Origin of the sequence: Proteus sp. TJ1640 (assembly GCF_003144445.1) — a bacterium.
GTDB lineage: Bacteria > Pseudomonadota > Gammaproteobacteria > Enterobacterales > Enterobacteriaceae > Proteus > Proteus penneri.
This window is the reverse complement of sequence record NZ_PENY01000022.1, coordinates 202931-226903: the sequence shown is the minus strand read 5'-3', so window position 1 is coordinate 226903 and position 23973 is coordinate 202931. Positions and strand designations below refer to the sequence as shown.

17 protein-coding genes are annotated in these 23973 nt (G+C 38.2%); 13 read left to right on the top strand and 4 right to left on the bottom strand.

The window, feature by feature from the left end:
* Positions 1 to 372: 372 nt before the first annotated feature.
* The 5 genes from DK861_RS10400 to DK861_RS10380 are packed head-to-tail and all read left to right on the top strand — an operon-like array spanning position 373 to position 5201.
* The gene (locus DK861_RS10400) at positions 373 to 1956 is read left to right on the top strand and encodes an ABC transporter substrate-binding protein (protein ID WP_109400037.1); all 1584 of its coding nucleotides are present in this window, start codon (positions 373 to 375) and stop codon (positions 1954 to 1956) included.
* Positions 1956 to 2924, top strand: a complete 969-nt coding sequence (locus DK861_RS10395; protein ID WP_109400145.1) for an ABC transporter permease — start codon at positions 1956 to 1958, stop codon at positions 2922 to 2924. The genes DK861_RS10400 and DK861_RS10395 overlap by 1 nt, the downstream gene beginning before the upstream one ends.
* Positions 2921 to 3733 (top strand): ABC transporter permease, encoded by an 813-nt coding sequence (locus DK861_RS10390; RefSeq protein WP_109400036.1) that lies wholly within the window; start codon positions 2921 to 2923, stop codon positions 3731 to 3733. Before DK861_RS10395 ends, DK861_RS10390 begins: the two co-directional genes overlap by 4 nt.
* Entirely contained in the window at positions 3727 to 4524 is a 798-nt protein-coding gene (locus DK861_RS10385; RefSeq protein ID WP_006536149.1) for an ATP-binding cassette domain-containing protein, read from the top strand. The genes DK861_RS10390 and DK861_RS10385 overlap by 7 nt, the downstream gene beginning before the upstream one ends.
* 59 nt (positions 4525 to 4583) lie before the next feature.
* The gene (locus tag DK861_RS10380; RefSeq protein WP_109400035.1) at positions 4584 to 5201 is read left to right on the top strand and encodes an ATP-binding cassette domain-containing protein; all 618 of its coding nucleotides are present in this window, start codon (positions 4584 to 4586) and stop codon (positions 5199 to 5201) included.
* Between the two features lie 98 nt (positions 5202 to 5299).
* Here the strand turns inward: DK861_RS10380 and DK861_RS18450 are convergent, their stop codons facing one another.
* The 4 genes from DK861_RS18450 to DK861_RS10360 form a co-directional block, all read right to left on the bottom strand.
* The gene (locus DK861_RS18450) at positions 5300 to 9040 is read right to left on the bottom strand and encodes an autotransporter domain-containing protein (RefSeq protein WP_239452165.1); all 3741 of its coding nucleotides are present in this window, start codon (positions 9038 to 9040) and stop codon (positions 5300 to 5302) included.
* Between the two features lie 151 nt (positions 9041 to 9191).
* Complete coding sequence (locus tag DK861_RS10370) at positions 9192 to 10058, bottom strand: YjjW family glycine radical enzyme activase (protein ID WP_109400034.1); 867 nt, start codon at positions 10056 to 10058, stop codon at positions 9192 to 9194.
* Positions 10030 to 11577: a YjjI family glycine radical enzyme gene (locus tag DK861_RS10365; protein WP_239452164.1), complete on the bottom strand. Its 1548-nt coding sequence runs from the start codon at positions 11575 to 11577 to the stop codon at positions 10030 to 10032. The genes DK861_RS10370 and DK861_RS10365 overlap by 29 nt, the downstream gene beginning before the upstream one ends.
* 219 nt (positions 11578 to 11796) lie before the next feature.
* Positions 11797 to 12531: a YtjB family periplasmic protein gene (locus DK861_RS10360; protein WP_109400032.1), complete on the bottom strand. Its 735-nt coding sequence runs from the start codon at positions 12529 to 12531 to the stop codon at positions 11797 to 11799.
* Positions 12532 to 12640: 109 nt separating this feature from the next.
* On the opposite strand from DK861_RS10360, the gene serB reads away from it, so the two are divergent.
* The 8 genes from serB to DK861_RS10320 all read left to right on the top strand — a co-directional run bounded on the left by serB (position 12641) and on the right by DK861_RS10320 (position 23791).
* Positions 12641 to 13618, top strand: coding sequence for a phosphoserine phosphatase (serB, locus tag DK861_RS10355; protein ID WP_109400031.1), 978 nt, complete (start codon positions 12641 to 12643; stop codon positions 13616 to 13618).
* Positions 13619 to 13656: 38 nt separating this feature from the next.
* Complete coding sequence (gene radA, locus DK861_RS10350) at positions 13657 to 15048, top strand: DNA repair protein RadA (RefSeq protein ID WP_109400030.1); 1392 nt, start codon at positions 13657 to 13659, stop codon at positions 15046 to 15048.
* 11 nt (positions 15049 to 15059) lie between these two features.
* Entirely contained in the window at positions 15060 to 16304 is a 1245-nt protein-coding gene (nadR, locus tag DK861_RS10345; protein WP_072064375.1) for a multifunctional transcriptional regulator/nicotinamide-nucleotide adenylyltransferase/ribosylnicotinamide kinase NadR, read from the top strand.
* 372 nt (positions 16305 to 16676) lie between these two features.
* Positions 16677 to 17816, top strand: coding sequence for an ElyC/SanA/YdcF family protein (locus DK861_RS10340; protein WP_006536133.1), 1140 nt, complete (start codon positions 16677 to 16679; stop codon positions 17814 to 17816).
* Between the two features lie 196 nt (positions 17817 to 18012).
* Entirely contained in the window at positions 18013 to 19560 is a 1548-nt protein-coding gene (locus DK861_RS10335) for an alpha/beta hydrolase-fold protein (RefSeq protein WP_239452163.1), read from the top strand.
* A gap of 191 nt (positions 19561 to 19751) precedes the next feature.
* Complete coding sequence (gene phoA / locus DK861_RS10330) at positions 19752 to 21191, top strand: alkaline phosphatase (RefSeq protein WP_109400028.1); 1440 nt, start codon at positions 19752 to 19754, stop codon at positions 21189 to 21191.
* Positions 21192 to 21608: 417 nt separating this feature from the next.
* Positions 21609 to 23240 (top strand): Na/Pi cotransporter family protein, encoded by a 1632-nt coding sequence (locus DK861_RS10325; protein WP_109400027.1) that lies wholly within the window; start codon positions 21609 to 21611, stop codon positions 23238 to 23240.
* 2 nt (positions 23241 to 23242) lie between these two features.
* A complete protein-coding gene (locus DK861_RS10320) occupies positions 23243 to 23791 on the top strand; it encodes a GNAT family N-acetyltransferase (RefSeq protein WP_109400026.1) in 549 nt (182 codons plus the stop codon).
* The last annotated feature ends 182 nt before the right edge of the window (positions 23792 to 23973 follow it).

Sequence of the window (23973 nt, the reverse complement as noted above, 5' to 3'; positions counted from 1 at the left end):
ATTTTTAATGCATATTAAATAAAATGAAATAATCTAATTTCGTTAAAAAGTCACTTTATTTAGTTTTACGCTCACTGATAAATTCAATGATAAATATATAACTTATTTATTAGAAAAATACTGTGCACTTGCTAGAATTTTGCCATAATGAGTATTACTGCTTAATAAAAGTTTATGTAAAATCAATAAACTGTCGAATATTATTCGAGTAGTTGAATAAAAAACTTTATTATGATGTCACTGGTTTAACCTTTATCTGCAACAATTACAGAGTATCATAATCATCATTGTTATTTATCTTGTTTCAGCCTCTTTATCTTATTTAGATAGAGACTGATGATAAGTCGTATCTAAAAAATCGGAGAATGTTTTATGTCTATTCGGTTTGGTTGGCGTCAGTCATTAGTAACGTTAACTTGCTTAGCCGCGTTAAGCGTCCCTTTTGCATCATCTGCTCAAACGTTAAAACTGGCTATTGGTGAAGAGCCAACAGAAGGTTTTGACCCAATGTTAGGGTGGAGCCATGGTAGCTATTTACTTCTCCATAGCCCATTGTTAAAGCAAAATGCGGATCTCTCTTGGTATAGCAATATGTTAAGTGATTATCAGCCAAGTGAAGATGGCAAGACATGGAAATTAACGTTAAAGCCAGATTTAAAATTCTCTGATGGCTTACCACTTACAGCAAAAGATATTGTATTTACCTATAACAATGCGGCTGCAAGTGGCGGTAAAGTTGATATGGGTAACTTCCTTTCTGCAAAAGCCGATGATGACTTACATGTCACTATTACATTGAAAGCACCACAAAGTACTTTTGTGAACGTACTGGGTTCTTTAGGTATTGTTTCTGCTGATAAGTATGATGAAAAAACTTACGCACAAAAGCCAATTGGTGCAGGCCCTTATCGCATGGTAAGTTTCCAGCCAGGTCAGCAATTAATTGTTGAAGCTAATCCTTATTATGCGGGCAAGAAAAATGATTTTGAAAAACTGATTTTTGTTTTCCTTGATGAAGATGCCGCTTTTGCAGCTGCTCAAAGTGGACAATTAGGTATTGTGCGTATTCCACCAGCAACGGCTGCAATCGCTAAAAATTTACCCAATACCAAATTGTGGGAAAGAGCAAGTGTTGAAAACCGCGGTATTGTTTTTCCAATGGTAAAATCAGGCGAGAAAAACGCTCAAGGTTATGATATTGGTAATGATATCACCGCAGATATCGCTATTCGTAAAGCAATTAACTATGCTCTTGACCGTAAATTGTTATCAGAGCAAGTTCTTGATGGCTATGCGGTTCCTGCATATACCGGTGTAAAAGGTTTGCCTTGGGATCAAACGGACGCTGCTTTCGAAGATGGGGATGTTGAAAAAGCGAAGCAAATTCTTGAAGATGCTGGTTGGAAACTCAATAAAAATGGTATTCGTGAAAAAAACGGCTTAGAAGCAAAATTGACCTTATGGTATACCAGTGGTGATGCAACTCGTCGCGATCTAGCCGAGTCAATTCGTGCGTTAGTGCAACCTCTCGGTATTCAAATGGATCTTAAATCAGGAAGTTGGGATACCGTAGAGCGCTATATGCACTCAAATCCAACTTTATTTGGTTGGGGAAGTCTTGATCCTATGGAGTTATATCATCACTACAGCGAAAATGCGGCGGGTGTTGGTTATTATAATCCGGGTTATTACAAAAACCCTGAGGTTGAAAAACATCTGCAAGCTGCACTCGATGCCCATACATGGCAAGAAGCCGTTCCTCATTGGAAAGCGGTTGAGTGGGATGGTAAAAATGGCGTTGGTGTGAAAGGTGACGCTGCTTGGGCTTGGCTGATGAATGTGCAACACACTTACCTGACTAACCCTTGTGTTGATTTGGGGACAGGAACGCCGGAAATTCATGGTTCATGGTCATTATTAAATAGCGTAGATACTTGGAAGTGGACTTGTCAGTAATACGTCAAAGTGCAGGTTTTTTCCTGCGATTACTCTGCCTGCTGTTGGTAACAACAGCAGGTGTTTTTATTTTATTAAGTTTCTCACCGATCGATCCCATCAAGGCGTATATCGGTAGTGATTTATTGAATGTTCCTCCTGAGCAATATCCTTTAATTGCAGCACGTTGGGGCATTGACCAACCTTTATGGATGCGATTTTGGCTCTGGTTTAGCCAAATCATTCAAGGAGATTTTGGCTATTCCATGTTGTATAACATGCCTGTTATTGATGTTATTCGCGAACGGGCGGGGCCTTCATTTATCTTGCTCTTTTCAGCGTGGATGTTTTCTGGCGTTATTGGTGTTGTGATGGGATTAGTTGCGGGTCGATATCTTAACCGCTGGCCCGATCGAATTATTTCTACACTCTCTTATTTGTTAGCCTCTTTACCAACATTCTGGGTGGGATTACTGCTGCTATCACTGTTTTCTGTCACCTTACATTGGGCACCAATTTGTTGTGCGTGGCCGATGGGAAGTAGTGCCGAAACCGCAACGTTAAGTCAGCGTTTTTCCCATCTTATCTTACCTATGATTGCTCTTGGATTGTTAGGTACTGGAAATATCGCACTGCATACTCGCGCGAAAGTAGCCGAAGTGATGGGCAGTGAATTTATCCATTTTGCTAAGGCTCAGGGTGATAAGGGGTGGGCTATGATGCTATTTCATGTTCTACGTCATGCCATTACACCTGCACTTTGTTTACAGTTTGCATCTATTGGTGAATTACTCGGTGGTTCTCTTTTAGCTGAGAAAGTTTTTGCTTACCCAGGATTAGGGCAAGCCACCGTTGATGCAGGATTGCGAGGTGATATTCCTCTATTAATGGGAATTGTTGTCTTTAGTACTATTTTGATTTTCTTTGGTAATAGCATTTCTAACGGGTTATTACGACGTATTAATAAAGGAATTTTGCGAGACTCATGATTTACGATCCAAACAAGCCTTTATTGAAACTTTTATTCGTGACTCTCGCCTTAATTGGGTTAGTCGCTTACGGTTTTTCTATTTCTCATACTGATATTGCAATGGATTTTTTGGCCAGAAACCAAGCTCCTTCAGAACAATATTGGTTTGGTACTGATAATTTAGGTCGTTCTTTGTGGCTACGCTGTTTTCAAGGCATGCTAAGTAGCTTAAATATTGGGGTGACAAGTGCGGTTGTTAGTGGTGCTATCGCTCTCATTTTCGCGGGTATTTCGTCAATTAATCGTTATTGTGATTTCTTTGTTAGAGGTGTTGTTGATGCGCTTTTAGCATTACCTCATTTATTACTACTAATTTTGATTTGTTTTACTTTAGGTGGTGGGCAACAAGGGGTAATTTGGGCTGTGGCATTAACTCATTGGCCTAAGCTTGCGTTGATTTTACGTGGTGAAATTCAACGTATTCGAGAGGCGGATTACGTCATGCTATCACGTCGTATTGGCAATTCACCTTTTGAGTGTGTAAAAAAACACTATATTCCCATGTTATTACCGCAGTGGATTGTAGGAACGTTATTGATGTTTCCTCATGCAGTATTGCATAGCGCAGCATTAAGTTTTTTGGGGTTTGGGCAAGCGGCACATGAGCCATCTTTAGGTTTATTGTTATCTGATGCACTGCGTTATTTAAGTACAGGCTCTTGGTGGATGGTGGTATTTCCGGGATTAATTTTGATGTGCTTGGTCTTGATTTTCGATCAATTTGCTAAGGCAATGCAACAACTGTGGTTAAGAGGGGCAGGATGTTAAGTTTTGAACAGCTTTCCATTGATATTGCACAATTTCGCTGGTTGGGAAAACGAAATTGGCAACCGTTGCTAAAATCAATCTCTCTGGATATTAAACCGGGTAAAATGTTGGCATTAGTGGGAGGAAGTGGTGAAGGTAAAAGTTTGCTATTACAAAGTGCATTAGGGCTTTTACCTGCCAATATGCGTGTACGAGGTTCGATTAAACTTAATGGTCACGCATTAAGTGAGCGAGAACTGATTGCTTATCGAGGAAATACTTTCTGCTATATTCCTCAGGGCGTCACTGCACTTAATCCTTTGATTTGTATCGGTGATCAACTCAGTCGCTCCGCGCGTTTAAGTGGTGCAGACGTTACGTCAGATGATATTGTGCAGCAATTGGGTCTGTATCATCTTTCTGGATCGTTAGTTAAAACGTATCCAGCCAAACTGTCTGGTGGAATGGCAAAACGCGTATTAGCCTGTAATGCAACACTTTCTAATGCACAATATATTCTGGCTGATGAAATTACCTCATGGCTTGATGATGAACATGCCTGTTTGTTATTAGGGCACTTAAGAGAATTATGTAATCAAGGTAAATCAGTGCTTTGGGTTACACATGATTTAGCCTTAGCAGCACGATTTGCGGATACAATAGCCGTGCTTAATCAGGGGGAGGTTAACGAAATTATCCCTGCTAATGTGCTTAATCGTCATGAAGGTAGTGAGTGGTTGAAGACACTCTGGAATGCATTACCTGAACAACAATTTATAAATACCAAAGAAGCATCACTTAATTCATTATAATATGGTGTTCTTAAGTCTTATTTTTATACATTTTATTTGTTATTTCTGGAGTTATCTTTATGCCACTTTTAGAGTTAAAACAATTATCTGTGGAGCAAGCAGGTAAGGTGTTATGGCAAGCTCTCTCCTTTTCGTTAGATGCGGGAGAGCGACTCGGTATTTCAGCACCAAGTGGTACAGGGAAAACGACATTAGGTCGTGTTTTAGCGCAGTGGCAAGCACCAACTCAAGGTTCAATTCTTATTAATGGTAACCCATTGTCTAAAAAGGGTTATTGTCCCATTCAATTAGTTCCTCAACATCCTGATAAATGTTTTAATCCTTTTCGTTCGACAGGTGATAGTGTCCGTGATGCATGGCACCCTGATGATAGTTGGTTAGAAAAGTTAAAAATAAAATCAGAGTGGCTAACTCGTAGGCCTAATGAATTATCCGGTGGTGAATTAGCGCGTATTGCCTTATTAAGGGCGCTCGATCCGCGTACTCAACTATTAATTGCGGATGAAGTCACGGCGCAATTAGATGCGCAAACCCAAGCTGATATTTGGAAAGTTTTAATCGATGAAAGTCAAAAAAGACCTTTAAGCTTGATTATCTTTAGCCACAACAAAGCACTACTTGAAAAGGTTTCGACTAAAGTATGGTGGGTGGATAAAGAAGAACATTTCTACGGTTAGAATAGATAATTATTAAGCTTAATAAAAAAAGCTTCCTATATTTTTATAGGAAGCCAAATAATACTGCTAAAGTTAACCCCAAATATAATAACAAGGAATTAGAAGCGATAAGTGTAGCTTACGCCAAACTGCATATCGTGATTGCGATAAGTGGTCATTTCCCAATCTGCTGATGTATTAACAGAAGATTGTTTATCTAATTGATAAGTCAATCCTACTTTGGCAAATGGACGTTGTTTTAACTGCTTTTTATTTTCTGAATAATCAATGTGTTGCTGACCTAAATAATCAATATGGCTACGGAAATCACCTTGATGGTGTGATAAATTCCACAATAAGCCCGCTTTAGTATTCAATATGAAAGATGAACCTAATAAGTAGTCCATACCTAGTCCCATTTTGGCTAATAGTGAGTGCGTTTTAAGTGCATCGTAATGTGCTGCAAATTGTGCATTTTGAGTTTCACTATATGCTGAACGAGAAACTTGGTTAAATGTTAGTCCAATAAATGGGGTAAGCATTAAATCATCTGCCAATGAATAAGGATAATAACTTTGTAAATCAATATGATATCCAGAGATCCTAGCGTTGCCTTTACCGGCTTCTGTATCTTCTAATACTTGTCTTTCGATGGATATTTTACGATTTAAGTAAGCACCTTTTAGCGACAGGTGTAATGCATTGCTCTTTAACTCAGGATTGAGTGATGGTATTAAATCTAAGCTAAAACCGATTAAAGGTAATGCATAACCTTGATATTGATAGCCTTTAGGTAATGAGGAATAGACATCAGTATCAATGGCAAGTCCGATAACCAATGGAATATGGTTAACATCAAAACGATAGGCTCCACTTAACCCAGTTTGGGTTGCATTAGCTTTATTTACGTTTTGATAGTGTGCAAAACCACTGATACAGGCTTTTTCAGTACCAACAGAGCAAGTTGCAGAAGCTAAATAATGCAGTTGCCCTTGCTGCATATCCATAAGCTTATAGCCATTTTCAGCCATCAATTGCATTGATTTATAGGTATTTTCAATGTCGATAGGTCTGCTGATAGTAATCGATGGTTTTGCCGTTTCTTTCTCTTTTGCCTTCTCTTTAGCGCGCTGTGCTAGTTCATCTTCTACAGGGGTAAGTTCTTTAGCTTCAGCATCTGCTTTGGCTTTATCGGCTTGCTCTTTGTCTAAGCGCGCTTGCTCAGCTTTAGCTTTATCGGCTTGCTCTTTGTCTAAGCGCGCTTGCTCAGCTTTAACTTTATCGGCTTGCTCTTTGTCTAAGCGCGCTTGCTCAGCTTTAACTTTATCGGCTTGCTCTTTGGCTAAGCGCTGTTGCTCAGCTTTAGCTTTATCAGCTTGCTCTTTGGCTAAGCGTTCTTGCTCAGCTTTAGCTTTATCAGCTTGCTCTTTGGCTAAGCGTTCTTGCTCAGCTTTAGCTTTATCGGCTTGCTCTTTGGCTAAACGCTCTTGCTCTGTTTTGGCTTTATCGGCTTGCTCTTTGGCTAAGCGCTGTTGCTCTGCTTTGGCTTTATCAGCTTGCTCTTTAGCTAAGCGTTCTTGCTCAGCTTTAGCTTTATCGGCTTGCTCTTTGGCTAAACGCTCTTGCTCTGTTTTGGCTTTATCGGCTTGCTCTTTGGCTAAGCGCTGTTGCTCTGCTTTGGCTTTATCAGCTTGCTCTTTAGCTAAGCGTTCTTGCTCAGCTTTAGCTTTATCGGCTTGCTCTTTGGCTAAACGCTCTTGCTCTGTTTTGGCTTTATCGGCTTGCTCTTTGGCTAAGCGCTGTTGCTCTGCTTTGGCTTTATCAGCTTGCTCTTTAGCTAAGCGTTCTTGCTCAGCTTTAGCTTTATCGGCTTGCTCTTTGGCTAAACGCTCTTGCTCTGTTTTGGCTTTATCGGCTTGCTCTTTGTCTAAGCGCGCTTGCTCAGCTTTGGCTTTATCGGCTTGCTCTTTGGCTAAGCGTTCTTGCTCAGCTTTAGCTTTATCGGCTTGCTCTTTAGCTAAGCGCTCTTGCTCAGCGATATCATCTTTTGTATTCGGTTCGATATTAATGGTTTGCTTATCTTTTTGTAACTCAGCCAGTATTTGTTGGTTTTTTTTGTGTTCATAGCTAACAATCTGTAAGTTACGGCCTATTTGGCTGTTATTTAATTCTGATATTTCCTCTTGTAAATTATTTTTTTTTGCGCTATAAAACTTTACATCATTATCATATTCATTATATTTATGTGAATATTTCCTCCAACTTTCATCACTCAGATCGTCCATGAGTTTATCTATTCTTTCTTTATTTTCTATGGCTTCATTATGTTTTTTAATTGTATCTTGCAGTTGATTTTCTAAACCAATAAACAAACGATCATATTCCGTTTGGGCTGTATTTAGTCTTATTTCTGTTGTATTAAAATGATCTTGTGCAGATTTAATATCCTTTTTCGCTAAAATAGTATCTAAGAATATATTAATTTTTTCTTTTTCTTGTTCTATTGTGTTGATTTTCTTTTTATCTAAATGCCAAGCGACCGCATACCATTTATCATTCTCTTTTTTAGAGGTTCCAAAAATAGTATTACCATCTTTAGAGATAGAGTGTGCTTCTGATTCTTCGTGTTTATTGTGATTTGAAATTTGAAAATTTGGTAATAAAATAGAACGATTATCTTTAATAAAGTATACAAAAGCCTTTCTAGGATGTTGTAATAAATGTAATTCTCCTATTTCACTTGAATTACCATCACCGTATTCGGCCCATCCAACAAAAAAATCACCTTTTTCTGAAATAGCTGTTGCTTCTGAATTATAGTAATTAATGCTACTATTAATTCGAGGGATTTTAAATTTATCGTTATTTTGAGTGTTTGGATTGTAAATGAAAGCTTGCCGAATTAATCTCTCATTAATTTCCTCTCTGCGCTTAACAAGTGATTCTACCCAGCCTACGGCAATATCATTTTTAGAAAAATGATTTATTTTTGATGAGCCATACTCTGAGTTTGAAAGCAATTCAATCTTATTTTTTTCTTTGTCATAAATGAAAGCTAATCTTATATAGGGTGAGTTTTGATTATCTCTTTGTTGTGTACCATAAATATATTTTCCACTATAAGAGATACCCATAATATTAGGGCTTTGGTCTAAGGGGTAATTATTGAATATACTTAAATCATTAAATGAAATAAATCTATTTTTTTCAATGTGATTTTTTAATTCAGTATTATCTATATCACTCAATGGAACTGTTTTTTTATTCTTATTATCAAAGATAAAAAATTTTTTTTCATTTATTGGGCGATAGTGTAGCTGAGGATTTTTATCTTCAGAGTAAAGGCTAAATAAGCCATCTTCTGTAGTAAGATAATAGTTGTCATCAATAAAGTAATTAATATTATTTTTATTATTGAATAAAGTTATTTCTTTTAAATAAATATCATACACAAAAAATATACCAATATTATTATTTTTATGTTTACCATGAGCTGTTAAGTAACGACCATTCTCAGAAAGAGAGAGCGTTTTAATATTATTAAAACCGTTTATTTCTAATGGATTAAAGCTTTTGCCTAAGTCGTGACTTATATTAATTTTATTATTATCAAAAACTATTATTGTATTTTGGTATTTAGATGTTAAAATTACGGGGATATTTCTTGTTTCCATTCTACCATGAATATGTTTGTTATTTGGATACTCTTTAAGTGAAAGCCGATCAATAAATTGGAATTCGAATTTGTTTTTTTCTGTTTCGATTAATTCTTTTGGAGAGTCTACGGCATAGCTATATGTCGAGTTAATTATTATTGAAGCAATAATTGATAGTTTTATTTTTGGTTGACTTATAAGCATAAATTATTATTCCATGTGTATTGGCAGGTTTTTTTGAAGACTAATTTGATATTCTTTTTCTGTCAATATAAATGGATTTTATTTTAAAATGCATTGCTAATTATGTTTATTATAATTGAAAATTGTTATTTTAAGTTTTTATTTATTATAATTATGAATATATATCTGGTATTTTAATATTGATAATGCCTCTTTTATTTAATTCTTTTTTAAATAAATCAATGTGTTGTTTTTGTGCTGCTCTCCAATTACTCGCCTTACCATATACACCATGTTGATGAAAGGCATTAATTCTTACTAATATCGATTCTCCTAGTGAATTAATAAACTGAGAAAGTAATCCAATATTTTCTAAGTAATCTGTTTTTTCTGGAATATATAAAAGGCGTAATTCTGTAAGTAAATTATTGTTCGCGAGCCATTTAATTGATTCTTTAATACGTTGATTACCTCGACCAGTTAAATAAATATGTGATTCTTCATGCCAACTTTTTAAATCGATCATAGCACCATCCATATAGGGGGCAATTTTCTGCCAACCATTAATTGATAATGTGCCATTACTATCAATTAAACAGGAGAGGTGTTTCAGATCGGGTGCTTCTTTGATTGCTTTAAAATAATCAATCAAAAAAGGCAGTTGTAACGTAGATTCACCACCACTGATGGTGACACCATTAATAAATGCTGCATATTTGCGTGTAAGAGCCATTAGTTCATCAACAGTATAGGTTAATGTCATCGGGCTTGATTGTCGTGGGCATTGTTGAATACAGGTATCACACTGTTCACAGCTTGTACTATTCCAACTTATCTTACCATTTTGTAATGAAAGCGCTTGCTGTGGGCAAGTCGCAATGCAGTCACCGCAACTGTCACAGATCCCCATAGTGTAGGGATTGTGACAATTTTTACACCGCAAATTACACCCTTGCAGGAAGATGGCCAGACGATTGCCTGGCCCATCTACACAAGAGAAGGGGAGTATCTTATTTATCGAAACGCATCTGCTGTTCATAACTGATAACTCTAGGTTTACGTTCAGCGATATGACAGTTTGCTGTGGCTTCATCACCTAACCAAGTGGTATTAAGGCGGGAGCCTTCTTCTTTGTATTTTTTTAAATCAGATAAACGCACCATATAACCAGTAACACGCACTAAATCATTACCCCCTACGTTGGCAGTAAATTCTCTTAATCCGGAGGAAAATGCCCCTAAGCAGAGTTGCATTAACGCATCAGGATTTTGTTTGATGGTTTCATCAACAGTCAAAATATCGCTGATCCCTGAGGTATAAAATTGATGGTGAGGAGCAACCGTCATTAAATGGGTAACAGGATCTGGCTCTTTACCATAAGGAATGCGAGTCGCAGGAGTTGTGCCAATATCAGAACTAATACCTGATTGTGCATGTAACATGGCTCGATGCTTCCAACCATATTTAACAGGTGTATCAGCGACAAATTGTGCCAGTTTTTCGCTGATCATATAGCTAAGTTTGTTGGCAGATTCATTATCACCATAAGCAGCTTGCTTACCTTCTTTTTCAAGTAGAAGTGCTACGGCTTCTGCCATGCCATAAATACCAAACATGGGCGCGAAACGATTAGGTGAGATCAAACCTTCTTCTACTAAGAAACTTTGTTGAAAGAAGTTCGATTTTTCATAGAGATATTCACAACGTGCATCAATAATCTCTATCTGTTTCTGCATATAAAATGGCAAAACCTGAGTTAGAAAATCTTGGCTATCTTGGCTACGTTTAGCGACTTCTTTAAGGTTAATCCGTACTAAAGTGCTACCGCCACCACTTTGCGGCAGAGAGTTATAACAACTGACAATTCCGTATTCATCTTTTCCAAATACCGCATCTTGCAAAATACCGTTAGCAATATGAGGCTTACTGCTGTGGCAAATATTGGTGATGGCTTGGTGAAGTAGGTTTGTTGGTGTTGAATTCGCATCATAAATAAAGGTGAGATTAGGTGCGACTTGCTGAAGTTCAACATCCACTTTAAGAATTAAACGTGTAAGAACAGAGTCTTCAGGGCCAATATTGGCGTGCATAAAAGCATCGGGTAGTGTTCTATCGAGATAACGCCAGAAGCGTTTTAATTTAGGGTAAAGCTGTTCTTCGGTTAGCTCGCCGACATAAGGCAGTAAAATTTTATCAATACGCCCTAAATAAACAGGCATAGAAGTTACAGAAGGAACATGGTGATAAAGGATAGTCAGCATGTTTAAGGCGTCGTCAAAATCTTGCGCAGGTTCGAGTTCTAAATAGCGAGAGCCCTGTGCTAAAAACTTCGCGTAATCAGGCAGGACATAACGTGGTTTATAAGGGGCATGACCTTCATACATATCACAGATAACCCGTTCATTAAGCGCTTTAGCTGCATCTTCAGGTAGAGACGGATAAGGCAACATATTCTCAGCTTCTAACGCCAGAAAATGACGTTTTTGTTCTGGGGAAAGGGTTGGGTTTTCTACGATTTGTCGACAACGTTGGATAGCAGATTGTTCAGTCATAACCACCTCAGTACTCAAAGAGCCAGAAAAAGATTTAAAACTTATCTTTTTAGGTTAATGACTTGGTCAGAATTTACCGTGACTTTAAACAAAACCCCCTTAAAGATTAAGGAAATAGCACAAAAATACGCATAAATTAGATATATCTAAATAAGTAAATAGAAAAAAGTGAGCTTAGTTAATTATTCACTAAACTCACTGAATAGTTTGCTAAAAAATAAGAATTTATATTTTATCTATTTTATTGTCAGTGTCGTTATTTTCCTCTTTGACACCCTCTTTTGATTCATTTTCTTCATCATTTTCATCCGGGCTTTCTTTATCTTCCCCTTTTTCAGTACGAGGTGGTAAATTAGCTGTTAATAAATAAGGAGACTGTTGCCAATGAACGGGAGTTAGTTGAAGAAGGTTATGAGAAAGCAAAAAGCCAATCGCAAGTGCGACTAATAGCATGACTCGCAATAAATTAGTGGTGTTATCGACTTGGCTTGATTCAGTGATCAACTGGTGAGTATCTAATGTCAGCCTTAAAAATCCCTTCGGTTTATCTTTACCCGGTACAGGAACAACAAGTTGGTGATTAAACGAACCGCCACTCTTCTGTCCTTCTAGTGCTAATCGTTCTTTAACAGTGACATTTTCACCACTATGCGCTATTTGTGTTCCATCTTCTAAATAAAGGCTGGCATCAAGTACCCGACTATTGTGAGTGAGATGATTTAAATTAGCCATAATGAGGGGATTTACGTTATCTTTGCTACTGTCATCCAAATAAGTGGATAAAGAGAACGCAACTTGTTCTGCCAGCGTTTTTGCAAGCTCTTCAAACTGAGTAATACGGGCGTGTTGATTAGCACGGCTAAAATAAGACGCGCCTTGCATAAGAAATGCCAATAGTGCGATACAAATCAGTATAATCGCCGTTTTTTGTAGTTTGAATTTTAGTTTGTCTTTAAGCATGTTCATCCTTTTGCGTAAGCAAGTATGTGCATGTTGCCAGATGAGTCAGAGATAGAATAGGCTGAATAACGATTATTTTGTTCAGACAGGGGAAAACAGGAGAATAAGTATGTCAAATAGTCTGACCTATTGCTATTTACCGGATGAAATCCGTAAATGGCCAGGTCTGCCACTATCACTCAGTGGTGAAGAAGTCATGCCACTGGATTATCGTGCTGGCGATAGTGGGTGGTTACTTTATGGACGAGAACTCGATAAAAAAAGAATTAGCGAGTTTCAACATAAATTAGGCGTGGCAATTGTGGTGGTTTCTTCATGGCGTATTGATGATTACCAAGTGGTACGTATTGCCGGTAGCCTAACCCGTAGAATTCGCCGTTTATCTGATGAATGTGGCCTGGATGTCGTTCCATTAGGTGAAATCCCTCGCTTGCGTTCTCCTGGACTTTTAGTGATGGATATGGACTCAACGGCTATTCAAATTGAGTGTATTGATGAAATCGCCAAACTTGCGGGAGTGGGTGATAAAGTTGCGGCAATAACAGAACGCGCTATGCAAGGTGAAATGGATTTTAGTGAAAGCTTAAAACTCCGTGTTGCTGAACTGAAAGGTGCCGATGCTTCTATCTTGCAAAAAGTAATGGATGATTTACCTCTTATGCCGGGGCTAACGAGCTTAGTACGTAAACTTCAAGCGATGGACTGGCATATTGCTATTGCATCGGGTGGTTTTACGTATTTTGCTGATAATTTAAAACAAAAATTACGCTTAGTAGCTGCTGTTGCTAATCATCTTGAAATTAAAGATGGCAAACTGACAGGTAAGGTCAAAGGTACGATTGTTGATGCAAAATATAAAGCACAAGTGCTTGCGCGTTTAGCGAAAGATTTAGAGATCCCAATAGAGCAAACAATTGCCATTGGTGATGGTGCAAACGATCTTAAAATGCTGAGAAAGGCGGGGCTTGGCATTGCATATCATGCAAAACCGAAAGTGTATGCTCAAGCAAAAGTCGCTATTCGTCATGCTGATTTAATGGGTGTAATGTGTATTTTAAGTGGTGGTTTAAAACACGAAGAGCGCTAAGTGTGTTTTTCTAAAATCGTTATTGTTGGGAGAAAAGTGTGGCAAAAGCAGCAAAAAGAGCCTTTGTATGTAATGAATGTGGTGCAGATTATCCTCGTTGGCAAGGGCAATGCTCGGCTTGCCATGCGTGGAATACAATTACAGAAGTGCGCCTTGCCGCAACCTCTTCTTCCCGTAACGAGCGTTTCAGTGGCTTTGCGGGTGATGCAAAAGGTGCTAGCCGTGTTCAAAAGCTATCGGAAATTAGCCTTGAAGCATTACCCCGATTCTCAACAGGATTTAAAGAGTTTGACCGTGTATTAGGTGGTGGCGTTGTTCCCGGAAGTGCTATTTTAATCGGGGGAAGCCCCGGCGCAGGTAAGAGTACTTTATTACTACAGACTATGTGCCGTTTAGCTACTGAAATGAAAACGTTGTATGTCACGGGTGAAGAGTCGCTACAACAAGTTGCTATGCGCGCTCATCGATTAGGTTTACCGACAGCAGAACTGAATATGTTGTCAGAAACCAGCATTGAGCAAATCTGCTTAATTGCGTCACAAGAAAAGCCTAAATTGATGGTGATTGACTCTATTCAAGTGATGCATATGGCGGATATTCAATCATCACCGGGCAGTGTTGCTCAAGTGCGTGAAACGGCTGCTTATCTAACTCGTTTCGCTAAAACCAATGATGTTGCCATTATTATGGTAGGCCATGTGACAAAAGATGGCACATTGGCAGGGCCTAAAGTACTGGAACACTGTATTGACTGTTCTGTTATGTTGGATGGTGAGACAGACTCCCGTTTCCGTACTTTACGCAGTCATAAAAACCGTTTTGGTGCCGTTAATGAATTAGGTGTTTTTGCCATGACGGAGCAAGGATTACGAGAAGTGAGTAATCCTTCTGCTATCTTTTTAAGCCGAGGAGATGAAATCACATCAGGCAGTTCTGTGATGGTGGTATGGGAAGGAACAAGGCCTTTGCTGGTGGAGATACAAGCCTTAGTTGATCATTCAATGTTGTCGAATCCTCGGCGTGTTGCGGTAGGATTAGAGCAAAATCGTCTTGCTATTCTACTTGCCGTTTTACATCGCCATGGCGGATTACAAATGTCTGATCAAGACGTTTTTGTCAATGTGGTGGGAGGGGTTAAAGTCACAGAAACCAGTGCTGATTTAGCCTTGTTATTATCATTAGTATCAAGTTTTCGTAATCGTCCTTTACCGCGTGATTTAGTGATATTTGGTGAAGTTGGCCTTGCGGGAGAAATTCGGCCTGTACCGAGTGGACAAGAGCGTATTGCAGAAGCAGCAAAACATGGATTTAAACGGGCGATTGTACCGAGTGCGAATATGCCGAAAAAAAATCCTCCTGATATGAAAGTGTATGGTGTGAAGAAGCTGTCAGATGCATTATCTGTTCTTGATGATTTAGAAGATTTCTAAAGGAGCTAATTATGGGACCTTTTGATTATATCAAACAGGCTATCAGAAAAAATGGATATACATTACAACAAGTTGCTGATGAAAGTGATATGACGAAAGGCTATCTTAGCCAATTGATTAATAATAAAATCAAGAGCCCCAGTGCGCAAAAAATGTCAGCGTTACACCAATTCTTGGGGTTAGAATACCCAGTGAAAAAGAAAACCATCGGTGTGATTTTCGGCAAATTTTATCCACTCCATACAGGGCATATTTATTTAATTCAACGCGCTTGTAGTCAAGTGGATGAATTACATGTCATTTTGTGTCATGACGAGCCTCGTGATAAAAACTTATTTATCAATAGTGCGATGTCACAACAACCGACTGTCAGTGACAGATTACGTTGGTTATTACAAACCTTTAAATATCAAAAAAATATTCGTATTCATGAGTTTGATGAGCACGGAATTGAACCACAACCCCATGGTTGGGAAATGTGGAGTGAAGGGATCAAAGCGTTTTTGCACGAAAAGCAGATAACCCCTGATTTTATCTATACCAGTGAACGAGAAGATTCAGAACAATATAATGCTTTCTTGGGTATTGAAACGGTATTGATTGATCCTGAACGTTCCTTTATGAATATTAGTGGTAGCCAAATCCGCCAAGCACCTTTTAAATATTGGGAATATATTCCAACAGAAGTTAAACCCTTCTTTGTGCGTACCGTGGCTATTTTAGGCGGTGAATCTAGCGGTAAATCAACACTAGTCAATAAGCTTGCCAATATCTTCAATACAACCAGTGCATGGGAGTATGGTCGCGATTATGTTTTCTCTCATTTAGGTGGAGACGAGATGGCATTACAATATTCGGACTACGATAAAATCGCATTGGGACATGCTCAATATATTGATTTTGCTGTTAAATATGCCAATAAAGTAGCTTTTGTTGATACGGACTTTGTCACAACGCAGGCATTTTGTTTACGTTATGAAGGTAAAGAGCACCCCTTTGTTCAAGCTTTGATTGATGAATACCGTTTTGATTTAGTTATCTTGCTAGAAAATAACACGCCATGGGTAGCTGATGGTTTGCGTAGTTTAGGCAGTGATAAAGATCGTCGTCGTTTCCAAACTTTACTGATGGAAATGTTAGATAAAAACAATATTGAGTATATTAAAGTTAACTCACCTGATTATGACGAGCGCTTCTTAAGTTGCGTCGAATTAGTCAGAGAATTATTAATGATGCAATCAAAACATATTGAGTAACGTTATGATTAAAAACGCCATTAGTGGCGTTTTTACATTAAAGAATTAACTTAAATGCAAGCTTCTCACTTTCTACTAAAGAATAAAGTGTTTTTATTCTTTATCACTGATGAGCTATCAGAACAAAATTACTTACTAAAAGATAAAAATACATAAAGAAATCTGTCAAATAAGCTATTTACCTAATAATGCTATTATTTTTCAATAAGGTGAGAAAGGTTACTGAAAATTAATGCGGAGATCTTTATTATAAATATTAGGTATAGATTTATCGGTGTGTATTTCTTTTACCATTAGGTGTGAGGAGTCACACTCTCTATCTTCATTCGCTCAGGTGAAGAAGCAGACTATTTTTCGTAAAAGGACAAGATAATGGCGCAACCTTCCCGTGTTTCACATCGTATTAAGAAAACGGTCATTTCGTTAGCGATTGCTGCTTTAGGTTTTACCGTTTCATCAACTGCATTGTCTTACCAAAAAGTGCATCAGCCAGATAATAGTTATCAGCAATATGTTTCTCAGCGTCAAACCGTTGATAGCTTGATCCAAGATGCGTTAGATGCCTTTAAATCTCCGGCACGAGTGTCAGATGCAGGGTTCACGGGGAAATTGCCATCCAATATGGAAATTGTGGCGCAAAAACTGCAACAAGCTTATAAATTAGAACCTTACCGCCTCGATTTATTATTTAGCACCGCGAGTGCTTATATCTATAACAATGATGTTCCTCGCGCGATTACTATTTATAAACAAATTTTAGAAGCCGCTCCTGATGATATTGATGCGCTAATTTATGTCACTTCATGGACTCGTTTTGAAGGAAAAGACAAAGAAAGTGAAGCGTATTTCAATAAATTGAAATCATTAAATCCAGCTAAAGCTGAAGAGATTAATCGCTTTTTCGCAGAGATTGACCGCGTCAGTAAAATGCCTTTAAGTGATAAATTGACACCGGCAGATTTGGCAAAACTAAATAAAACCAAAGATAACAACGCGATTGTGACATTGGGTTATGCCTTAAATCCCGATGGCACAATGAATAAGATTTTAATTGAACGCTTAAATAAAACCTTAGAAGTGGCTAAACAATTACCTGATGCCATGATTGTCGTTACGGGAGGTGTGCCGAAAGCACATCAAACGGAAGGCAAATTAATGGCGGATTGGTTGGTGAAAAACGGTATTGCACCGGAACGTATTTTCCAAGAAAACTACGCACGTACAACTGTCGAAAATGCGTTATTTAGTCGTTATGCTTTAACCAAGCATCGTATTAAAACAGCAGTGATTATTAGCTCTGGTAGTCATGTTCGTCGTGCTGATGCGATTTTCACTATCGCGAGTTGGCAAAGTGGCCCAAGTGATATCTCTTACCTAACAGTTGTCGCACCTGATAAGCCATTAGCGGAATTACAAAAAGCCAGTAAATCAGATATACAGGGTATTTATCGTGATGGCTTAAAAGCGTTAGGATTATGGAGTTTCCGTAGTTATCCATTAGAAGAGCGTTGATTTAATATTGCATTATAAAAAAGCTCAAATAATTTATTTGAGCTTTTTTATTTGATGCGAAAAATAGTTTTGATGATATGTAGCAATTTTACCTTTTTACTTATTGTAATGATAACAATTATCATTACTATTGTTTCTCACAATAGTTCATAACGAGAATAATATAGTGAGAATTCCTCTGATGATATGTGCACTAATGGCATCCTTTCCTAGTTTTGCTAATTGTTTATCTGTAACAGAAGGTAATGAAATAACAGGCCAGTTTGATAACAATACGGTGTGTTTTGCTACTCATTTAGAGCGCGAACGTTATGTTGAATTAAACGTAAAAGGCATACAAAATCTACGGTTAGAGACACAATATGGCACTCATATTCGTAGCTTATTGAAAGATGTTCCCGCTGATGGACAACAAAAAATCCGTTTTTTATTGCCTAAAACGTCTAGTTATCAATTGGTTGCACAAGGTGAGAAGGGGAAGTCATGGCAACTCATGCTAACAACACAACCTTATCAACCTTTAGATAAAGATGCCGGTATTGCACTAACTAGCCCTCGTTTACAAACGCTCGCTAAACAACTTGATCAAAAAAATATTCAGGCGTTTTGGCAACAAATACGTCAGGAAGGGACTCCTCTGATTGAGTCTTATGATAGTGGTAAAAAGCGAGTCACTTTTCTATGGCAAGGTGCCAAAAAGAATGTTTATTTATTGGGATCACCCGATGGTAATCATGATCCGTTAACACGTTTAGCCAATAGTGATATTTGGTATCGTAGTTATATCGTGCCTAACGACACATTAATGCAATATAAATTAGCGCCTGATGTACCTGTTATTGAAAATTCAGCGCCTTTTGAACAACGCCGCGCGATTTTAACCACAGCACAAGCCGATCCATTTAATTCCCAAAATTCACCAAGTCAATCTGAGGATATCTATAATCACTTTTCTCTATTGTCGTTAGACAGTAAGCGTGAATGCCAGTTGCCTGATATTCTTGATAGAACCATGAAGGGTAAGACAGAGATTGTTCGCTTTCACAGTGAGATCTTAAATAATGATCGTGAAATAGCACTTTACCGGCCAGCCCAAAAAATGGAAACACCACGGATCCTCGTATTATTTGATGGTCAAATTTATCGTCGCCAATATGGTATTGATAAGTTTTTTGATAAACAGATAGAGGAAGGGAAATTGGCACCGATGATGATCCTATTTGTTGATAGTATTGATAGCGATCGCCGTAGTGTTGAATTACCACCAAATCCTGATTTTTACCGTTTCTTGGCAGATGAATTATTTGTTTGGCTAGAAAAAGAGAAAGGTATTCACATATCAGCAGAAGAAACGATTGTATCAGGCTCAAGTTATGGAGGATTAGCGTCTTCATGGGTTGCATTTAATCGCCCAGATCGCTTTGGTAAAGTGCTGAGTATGTCCGGCTCTTATTGGTGGGCGCCTGAAAATGAAGAGCCTGAATGGCTTATTCGACAATTTGAGCAAGCAGATAAAAAGCCATTACAGTTTTTCTTAGAAGCAGGGCTATTTGAAAGTCGTGGTGATAAAGGCGGGATTTTAAATAATAATCGCCACTTGAAACAGGTTTTAGAGCAAAAAGGCTATCCTGTTCAATCACTCGAAATGGCCAGTGGGCATGATTATATTTCTTGGTGTGAAACCCTGTATTTAGGGGCAAAAGCATTAACTCAAGAGAATGACGAGTTTAAGATCACGCCTTAACAATATGTTTTAATATAACAAAAGCTTATACACGTATTTGCAGTATAAGCTTTTTGTTTGTCATCAAGGTGTCATAAAGTTGTCATCGAAATCGCTTTTACCCTTCATTTCTCTGTCATTTAACTGCCGTAAGCTTTTCCTGACTTAAAACATTAACCCTGTTTTTTACTTTAGAGTGCAAGGAAAAAGCTATGTCTCATCGTTACCAACGTTCTATTTTATCCGTTATTGTAACAACGCTATTGGCTGGTGCGAGTTTCTCTTCTTTTGCAGCTCCCGTTGCTGCCGATGCAATTTTGGCACAAGATCGCGCAGCAAAAGGTAATATCACGGAATTTGGCGGTGCTCGCCGTATGACTCAAGATCAAACTGAGGCATTAAAAGCAACTTTAAATAATAATCAAGCGAAAAATGTGATCCTCTTTATTGGTGATGGTATGGGGGATTCTGAAATCACTGTTGCACGTAACTACGCTGAAGGTGCAGGTGGCTTTTTTAAAGGTATCGATGCGTTACCGATAACGGGTCAATACACACACTATTCATTAGATAGAAAAACACAAAAACCTAACTATGTAACAGATTCGGCAGCCTCAGCAACGGCATGGGCTTCTGGTGTGAAAACTTATAATGGTGCATTAGGGATTGATGTATTTGGTAAGGATCACCAAACCATTTTGGAATTAGCAAAAGCCAACGGAAAGGCAACAGGGAACGTGACTACATCTGAAATTCAAGATGCGACACCTGCCGCACTGTTTTCTCATGTCACTGGACGTAAATGCTATGGTCCAGTTGAAACCTTAGAAAAATGCTCAACTAATGCATTAGAAAATGGCGGCAAAGGTTCTATCTCTGAGCAACTATTAGTGACTCGTGCAGACGTTACATTAGGGGGCGGTGCAAAAAGTTTTGCTCAAACTGCCGCTGCGGGAGAATACAAAGGTAAAACGTTAGAGCAACAAGCTATCGAGCGTGGTTATCAAATCGTCAAAGATGCAAAATCGTTAGATGCAATTACTTTGGCAAATCAGGATAAGCCGGTATTAGGTTTGTTCCATGAAGGTAATATGGCCGTGGCGTGGGAAGGACCAAAAGCCACGTATCATGGTAATTTGAATAATCCACCATTAGAGTGCAAACCTAACTCTAAACTCGATCCAAATGCGCCAACACTGGCACAAATGACTAAAAAAGCGATCGATTTACTGAAAACTAATGAAAACGGTTTCTTCTTACAAGTCGAAAGTGCTTCTATTGATAAGCAAGATCATAATGCTAATCCTTGCGGACAAATCGGTGAAACTGTTGCGTTAGATGAAGCAGTACAAATCGGTTTAGATTTTGCTAAACAAAACGGCGACACTTTGATTATTGTTACCGCTGACCATGCGCATTCAAGCCAGATTATTGAAGCTGATGTGAAATCAAGTGGCTTAACACAAGCACTTATCACTAAAGATGGTGCGGTTATGGTGGTGAATTACGGTAACTCTGAAGAAGGATCTCAAGAGCATACTGGTGCGCAATTACGTGTTGCTGCTTATGGCCCGCATGCTGCGAATGTGGTCGGGTTAACTGACCAAACAGACTTGTTCTTCACAATGCGTGATGCAATGGGTCTGAAGTAAATTCCAGTTGAATTTATAGTCTGTCTGAACTTGTAGTCGAATTGCCTTACTAAATTGTTGTATTTTCGCGCGACTTAGAGAGATACCCTCTGGTCGCGTTTTTTTATTAAAAATTGAGCCTATTTAAAATAAAATGATAATAAATCAATAGGTTATTTATAGGCTGATTTTGAAAGTGACACATTTTCTGTTATAATTAACAGAATTCACAAATTAATCTATGTAATATTCTCAATTTCTCCATTGATTATTGCACTTAAGTTGCAATATCTTTTTGCCTAGTCACCTTATGTGTTATTAAGGCATTACCAATAAAAATCTTTTCTCAGATGTATCTGCTCATGGTCTTTCTCTTTTTATGAGATTGAAGGAGAACAGAGTCAAACAAACAACGATAAAAATAAGGTTATTATTTCTATGCTGACACTGCTTCATTTACTCTCATCAGTTGCGCTTCTTGTCTGGGGAACACATATTGTTCGTACAGGCATTATGCGCGTCTTTGGCTCTGATTTACGCCGAATTTTAGGTAAAAGTATTAATAAAAAATCCAACGCTTTCCTTGCAGGTCTTGGGGTAACGGCATTAGTCCAAAGCAGTAATGCGACGGCGCTTTTGGTTATCTCTTTTGTGACGCAAGGACTTATTTCGATTACACCTGCACTTGTTATTATGTTAGGTGCGGATGTAGGTACGGCACTTATGGCACGAGTGCTGACGTTTGATCTCTCTTGGTTATCTCCACTTCTTATTCTTGTCGGGGTGATTACTTTTTTAAGTCGTAAAAAAGAGCGCGTCGGGCAACTTGGGCGAGTGGGAATTGGCCTTGGCTTAATTATTTTAGCTTTGCAATTGATAGTTACCTCAGCTGAGCCAATCACTCATGCCAGTGCGGTACAAGCTATCTTTACATCATTAAGTGGAGACACTGTTTTAGCTCTCTTAGTGGGCGCTCTGTTTGCCATGGTGAGTTATTCAAGCCTTGCGGCCGTGTTATTGACCGCGACATTGAGCGCAACTGGGCTAATGCCTTTGTATATCAGCTTATGCATTGTGATTGGCTCTAATATTGGCAGTGGCTTACTTGCGTTAATGAGTAGTCGGGGACAAAATATTGTTTCACGCCAAGTCGTATTAGGAAGTCTCTTCTTTAAATTAATTGGTGCATTATTGGTTTTACCTTGGATAACTATAATTGCAAATAAAATCCAGCAATATGGATTTTCACCGGCTGAAGTCGTTATCTATTTTCATGTTATTTATAATCTTGCACGCTGTGTATTGATGATCCCTTTTGTCGGCATAATGGCAAAATTATGTCAGCGACTTATTCCGGAATTACCAGCTACAGGATCGGAAGTTGCGCCTCGTTATTTGGATCAATCTGCTATTGATACTCCATCTTTAGCTATCGCTAATGCGGTGAGAGAATCACTACGATTAGGTGATGTTGTAGAACAAATGTTGCAACGTTTTACTGCATTAATGGAAGGTGATCGTCAGCAGAAAAGGGAAATTAGTCAGTTAGAAGAAGAGGTGGAGTTGCTCCATAGCAGCATTAAATTGTACATGGCGCAAATTCAACAGCATGATCTAGGTACGGAAGATTCCCGACGTTGGGCTGAAATTATTGATACAGCGATGAATTTACAACAATCATCCGCTATCATTGCGCGTATGTCGGCTGAAGTGGTGAGTAAAGGTTTAAATCACCACTTATTTTTATCGGAGGAAGGACGTCGTGAATTACAGACACTCCTTGAGCGTCTGCAAAGTAATCTGAATCTGGCGATGTCGGTATTTGTTTCCGGCAACATGGAACATGCTCGTAAGTTACGTCGAGCAAAACATCGTTTCCGTTTACTCAACCAACGTTACTCGTTTGCACATGTAGAACGTCTTCATTTGCATAATATGCAAAGCATTGAAACCAGTTCTTTGCATACCAGTTTGCTTGGTGATATGAAACGGTTGAATTCCTTATTCTGTGCGGTGGCTTATCACGCATTAGAAAAAAGTGAATCATCTTCAGAACAGGTTAATCATTAATAATGAAAAATAATATTCGTCAATTAACAAGAAATGAAATTCCGCAAGTATGGGAAATTGATAGAACGGAGCTTATTGAAAAGCTATATGTATTGAAAGAAGGAAAGTTGCTTTTATCAAAGCAGCGCTTTGATATGAAAGGTTGGCCAGAAGGTGAAGCAGAACATTACACCCCAGTTTTACTTGAAAGCTTTGATCGAGGAGCGCCTTTTTGGGGCATTTTTGAACATGATCGATTGGTTGCTGCGGCAAGTGTTGATCCGAAAAAGCGCGGTAAAAATGGTAGTCTGCTTCAACTCTCTTTTTTACATGTCAGCCACCTGCAACGTGGGCAAGGCTTAGCGCGAATATTATTTGATTATTGTGTGGAATATGCGAAGGAAAACGGTGCGGATGGATTATATATTTCATCAACACCTTCTGAAAACAGCGTGAATTTTTATCAGCATTTAGGGTGTCGTTTAATTGATATTCCTGATCCTGAACTTTATGAAAGAGAGCCAGAAGATATTCATATGGTCTTTTATTTTATAAAGCCAAATAACGCTTAATTTCGTTTATTAATAATATTATAAAATCAAACGCCTTTTCGTGAGAATGAGAAGGCGTTTTTTATGTTTTAGAAAATGCTTTAACCTTTTAAAAAATAAGGATATAGAGCGTTTTTTTTCTTTATATAAGTTGATTTAGTATTGGTGCTGTATATAATAATGAAAATCATTATCATTAATGG

Coding starts and splice junctions, on each gene's coding strand:
- DK861_RS10385 (WP_006536149.1), top strand. CDS start 3,727: ATGTTAAGTTTTGAACAGCTTTCCATTGATATTGCACAATTTCGCTGG.
- DK861_RS18450 (WP_239452165.1), bottom strand. CDS start 9,040: ATGCTTATAAGTCAACCAAAAATAAAACTATCAATTATTGCTTCAATA.
- phoA (WP_109400028.1), top strand. CDS start 19,752: ATGTCTCATCGTTACCAACGTTCTATTTTATCCGTTATTGTAACAACG.
- DK861_RS10320 (WP_109400026.1), top strand. CDS start 23,243: ATGAAAAATAATATTCGTCAATTAACAAGAAATGAAATTCCGCAAGTA.
- DK861_RS10325 (WP_109400027.1), top strand. CDS start 21,609: ATGCTGACACTGCTTCATTTACTCTCATCAGTTGCGCTTCTTGTCTGG.
- DK861_RS10335 (WP_239452163.1), top strand. CDS start 18,013: ATGGCATCCTTTCCTAGTTTTGCTAATTGTTTATCTGTAACAGAAGGT.
- DK861_RS10400 (WP_109400037.1), top strand. CDS start 373: ATGTCTATTCGGTTTGGTTGGCGTCAGTCATTAGTAACGTTAACTTGC.
- nadR (WP_072064375.1), top strand. CDS start 15,060: ATGGGACCTTTTGATTATATCAAACAGGCTATCAGAAAAAATGGATAT.
- DK861_RS10370 (WP_109400034.1), bottom strand. CDS start 10,058: ATGAACAGCAGATGCGTTTCGATAAATAAGATACTCCCCTTCTCTTGT.
- DK861_RS10390 (WP_109400036.1), top strand. CDS start 2,921: ATGATTTACGATCCAAACAAGCCTTTATTGAAACTTTTATTCGTGACT.
- DK861_RS10360 (WP_109400032.1), bottom strand. CDS start 12,531: ATGCTTAAAGACAAACTAAAATTCAAACTACAAAAAACGGCGATTATA.
- serB (WP_109400031.1), top strand. CDS start 12,641: ATGTCAAATAGTCTGACCTATTGCTATTTACCGGATGAAATCCGTAAA.
- DK861_RS10380 (WP_109400035.1), top strand. CDS start 4,584: ATGCCACTTTTAGAGTTAAAACAATTATCTGTGGAGCAAGCAGGTAAG.
- DK861_RS10340 (WP_006536133.1), top strand. CDS start 16,677: ATGGCGCAACCTTCCCGTGTTTCACATCGTATTAAGAAAACGGTCATT.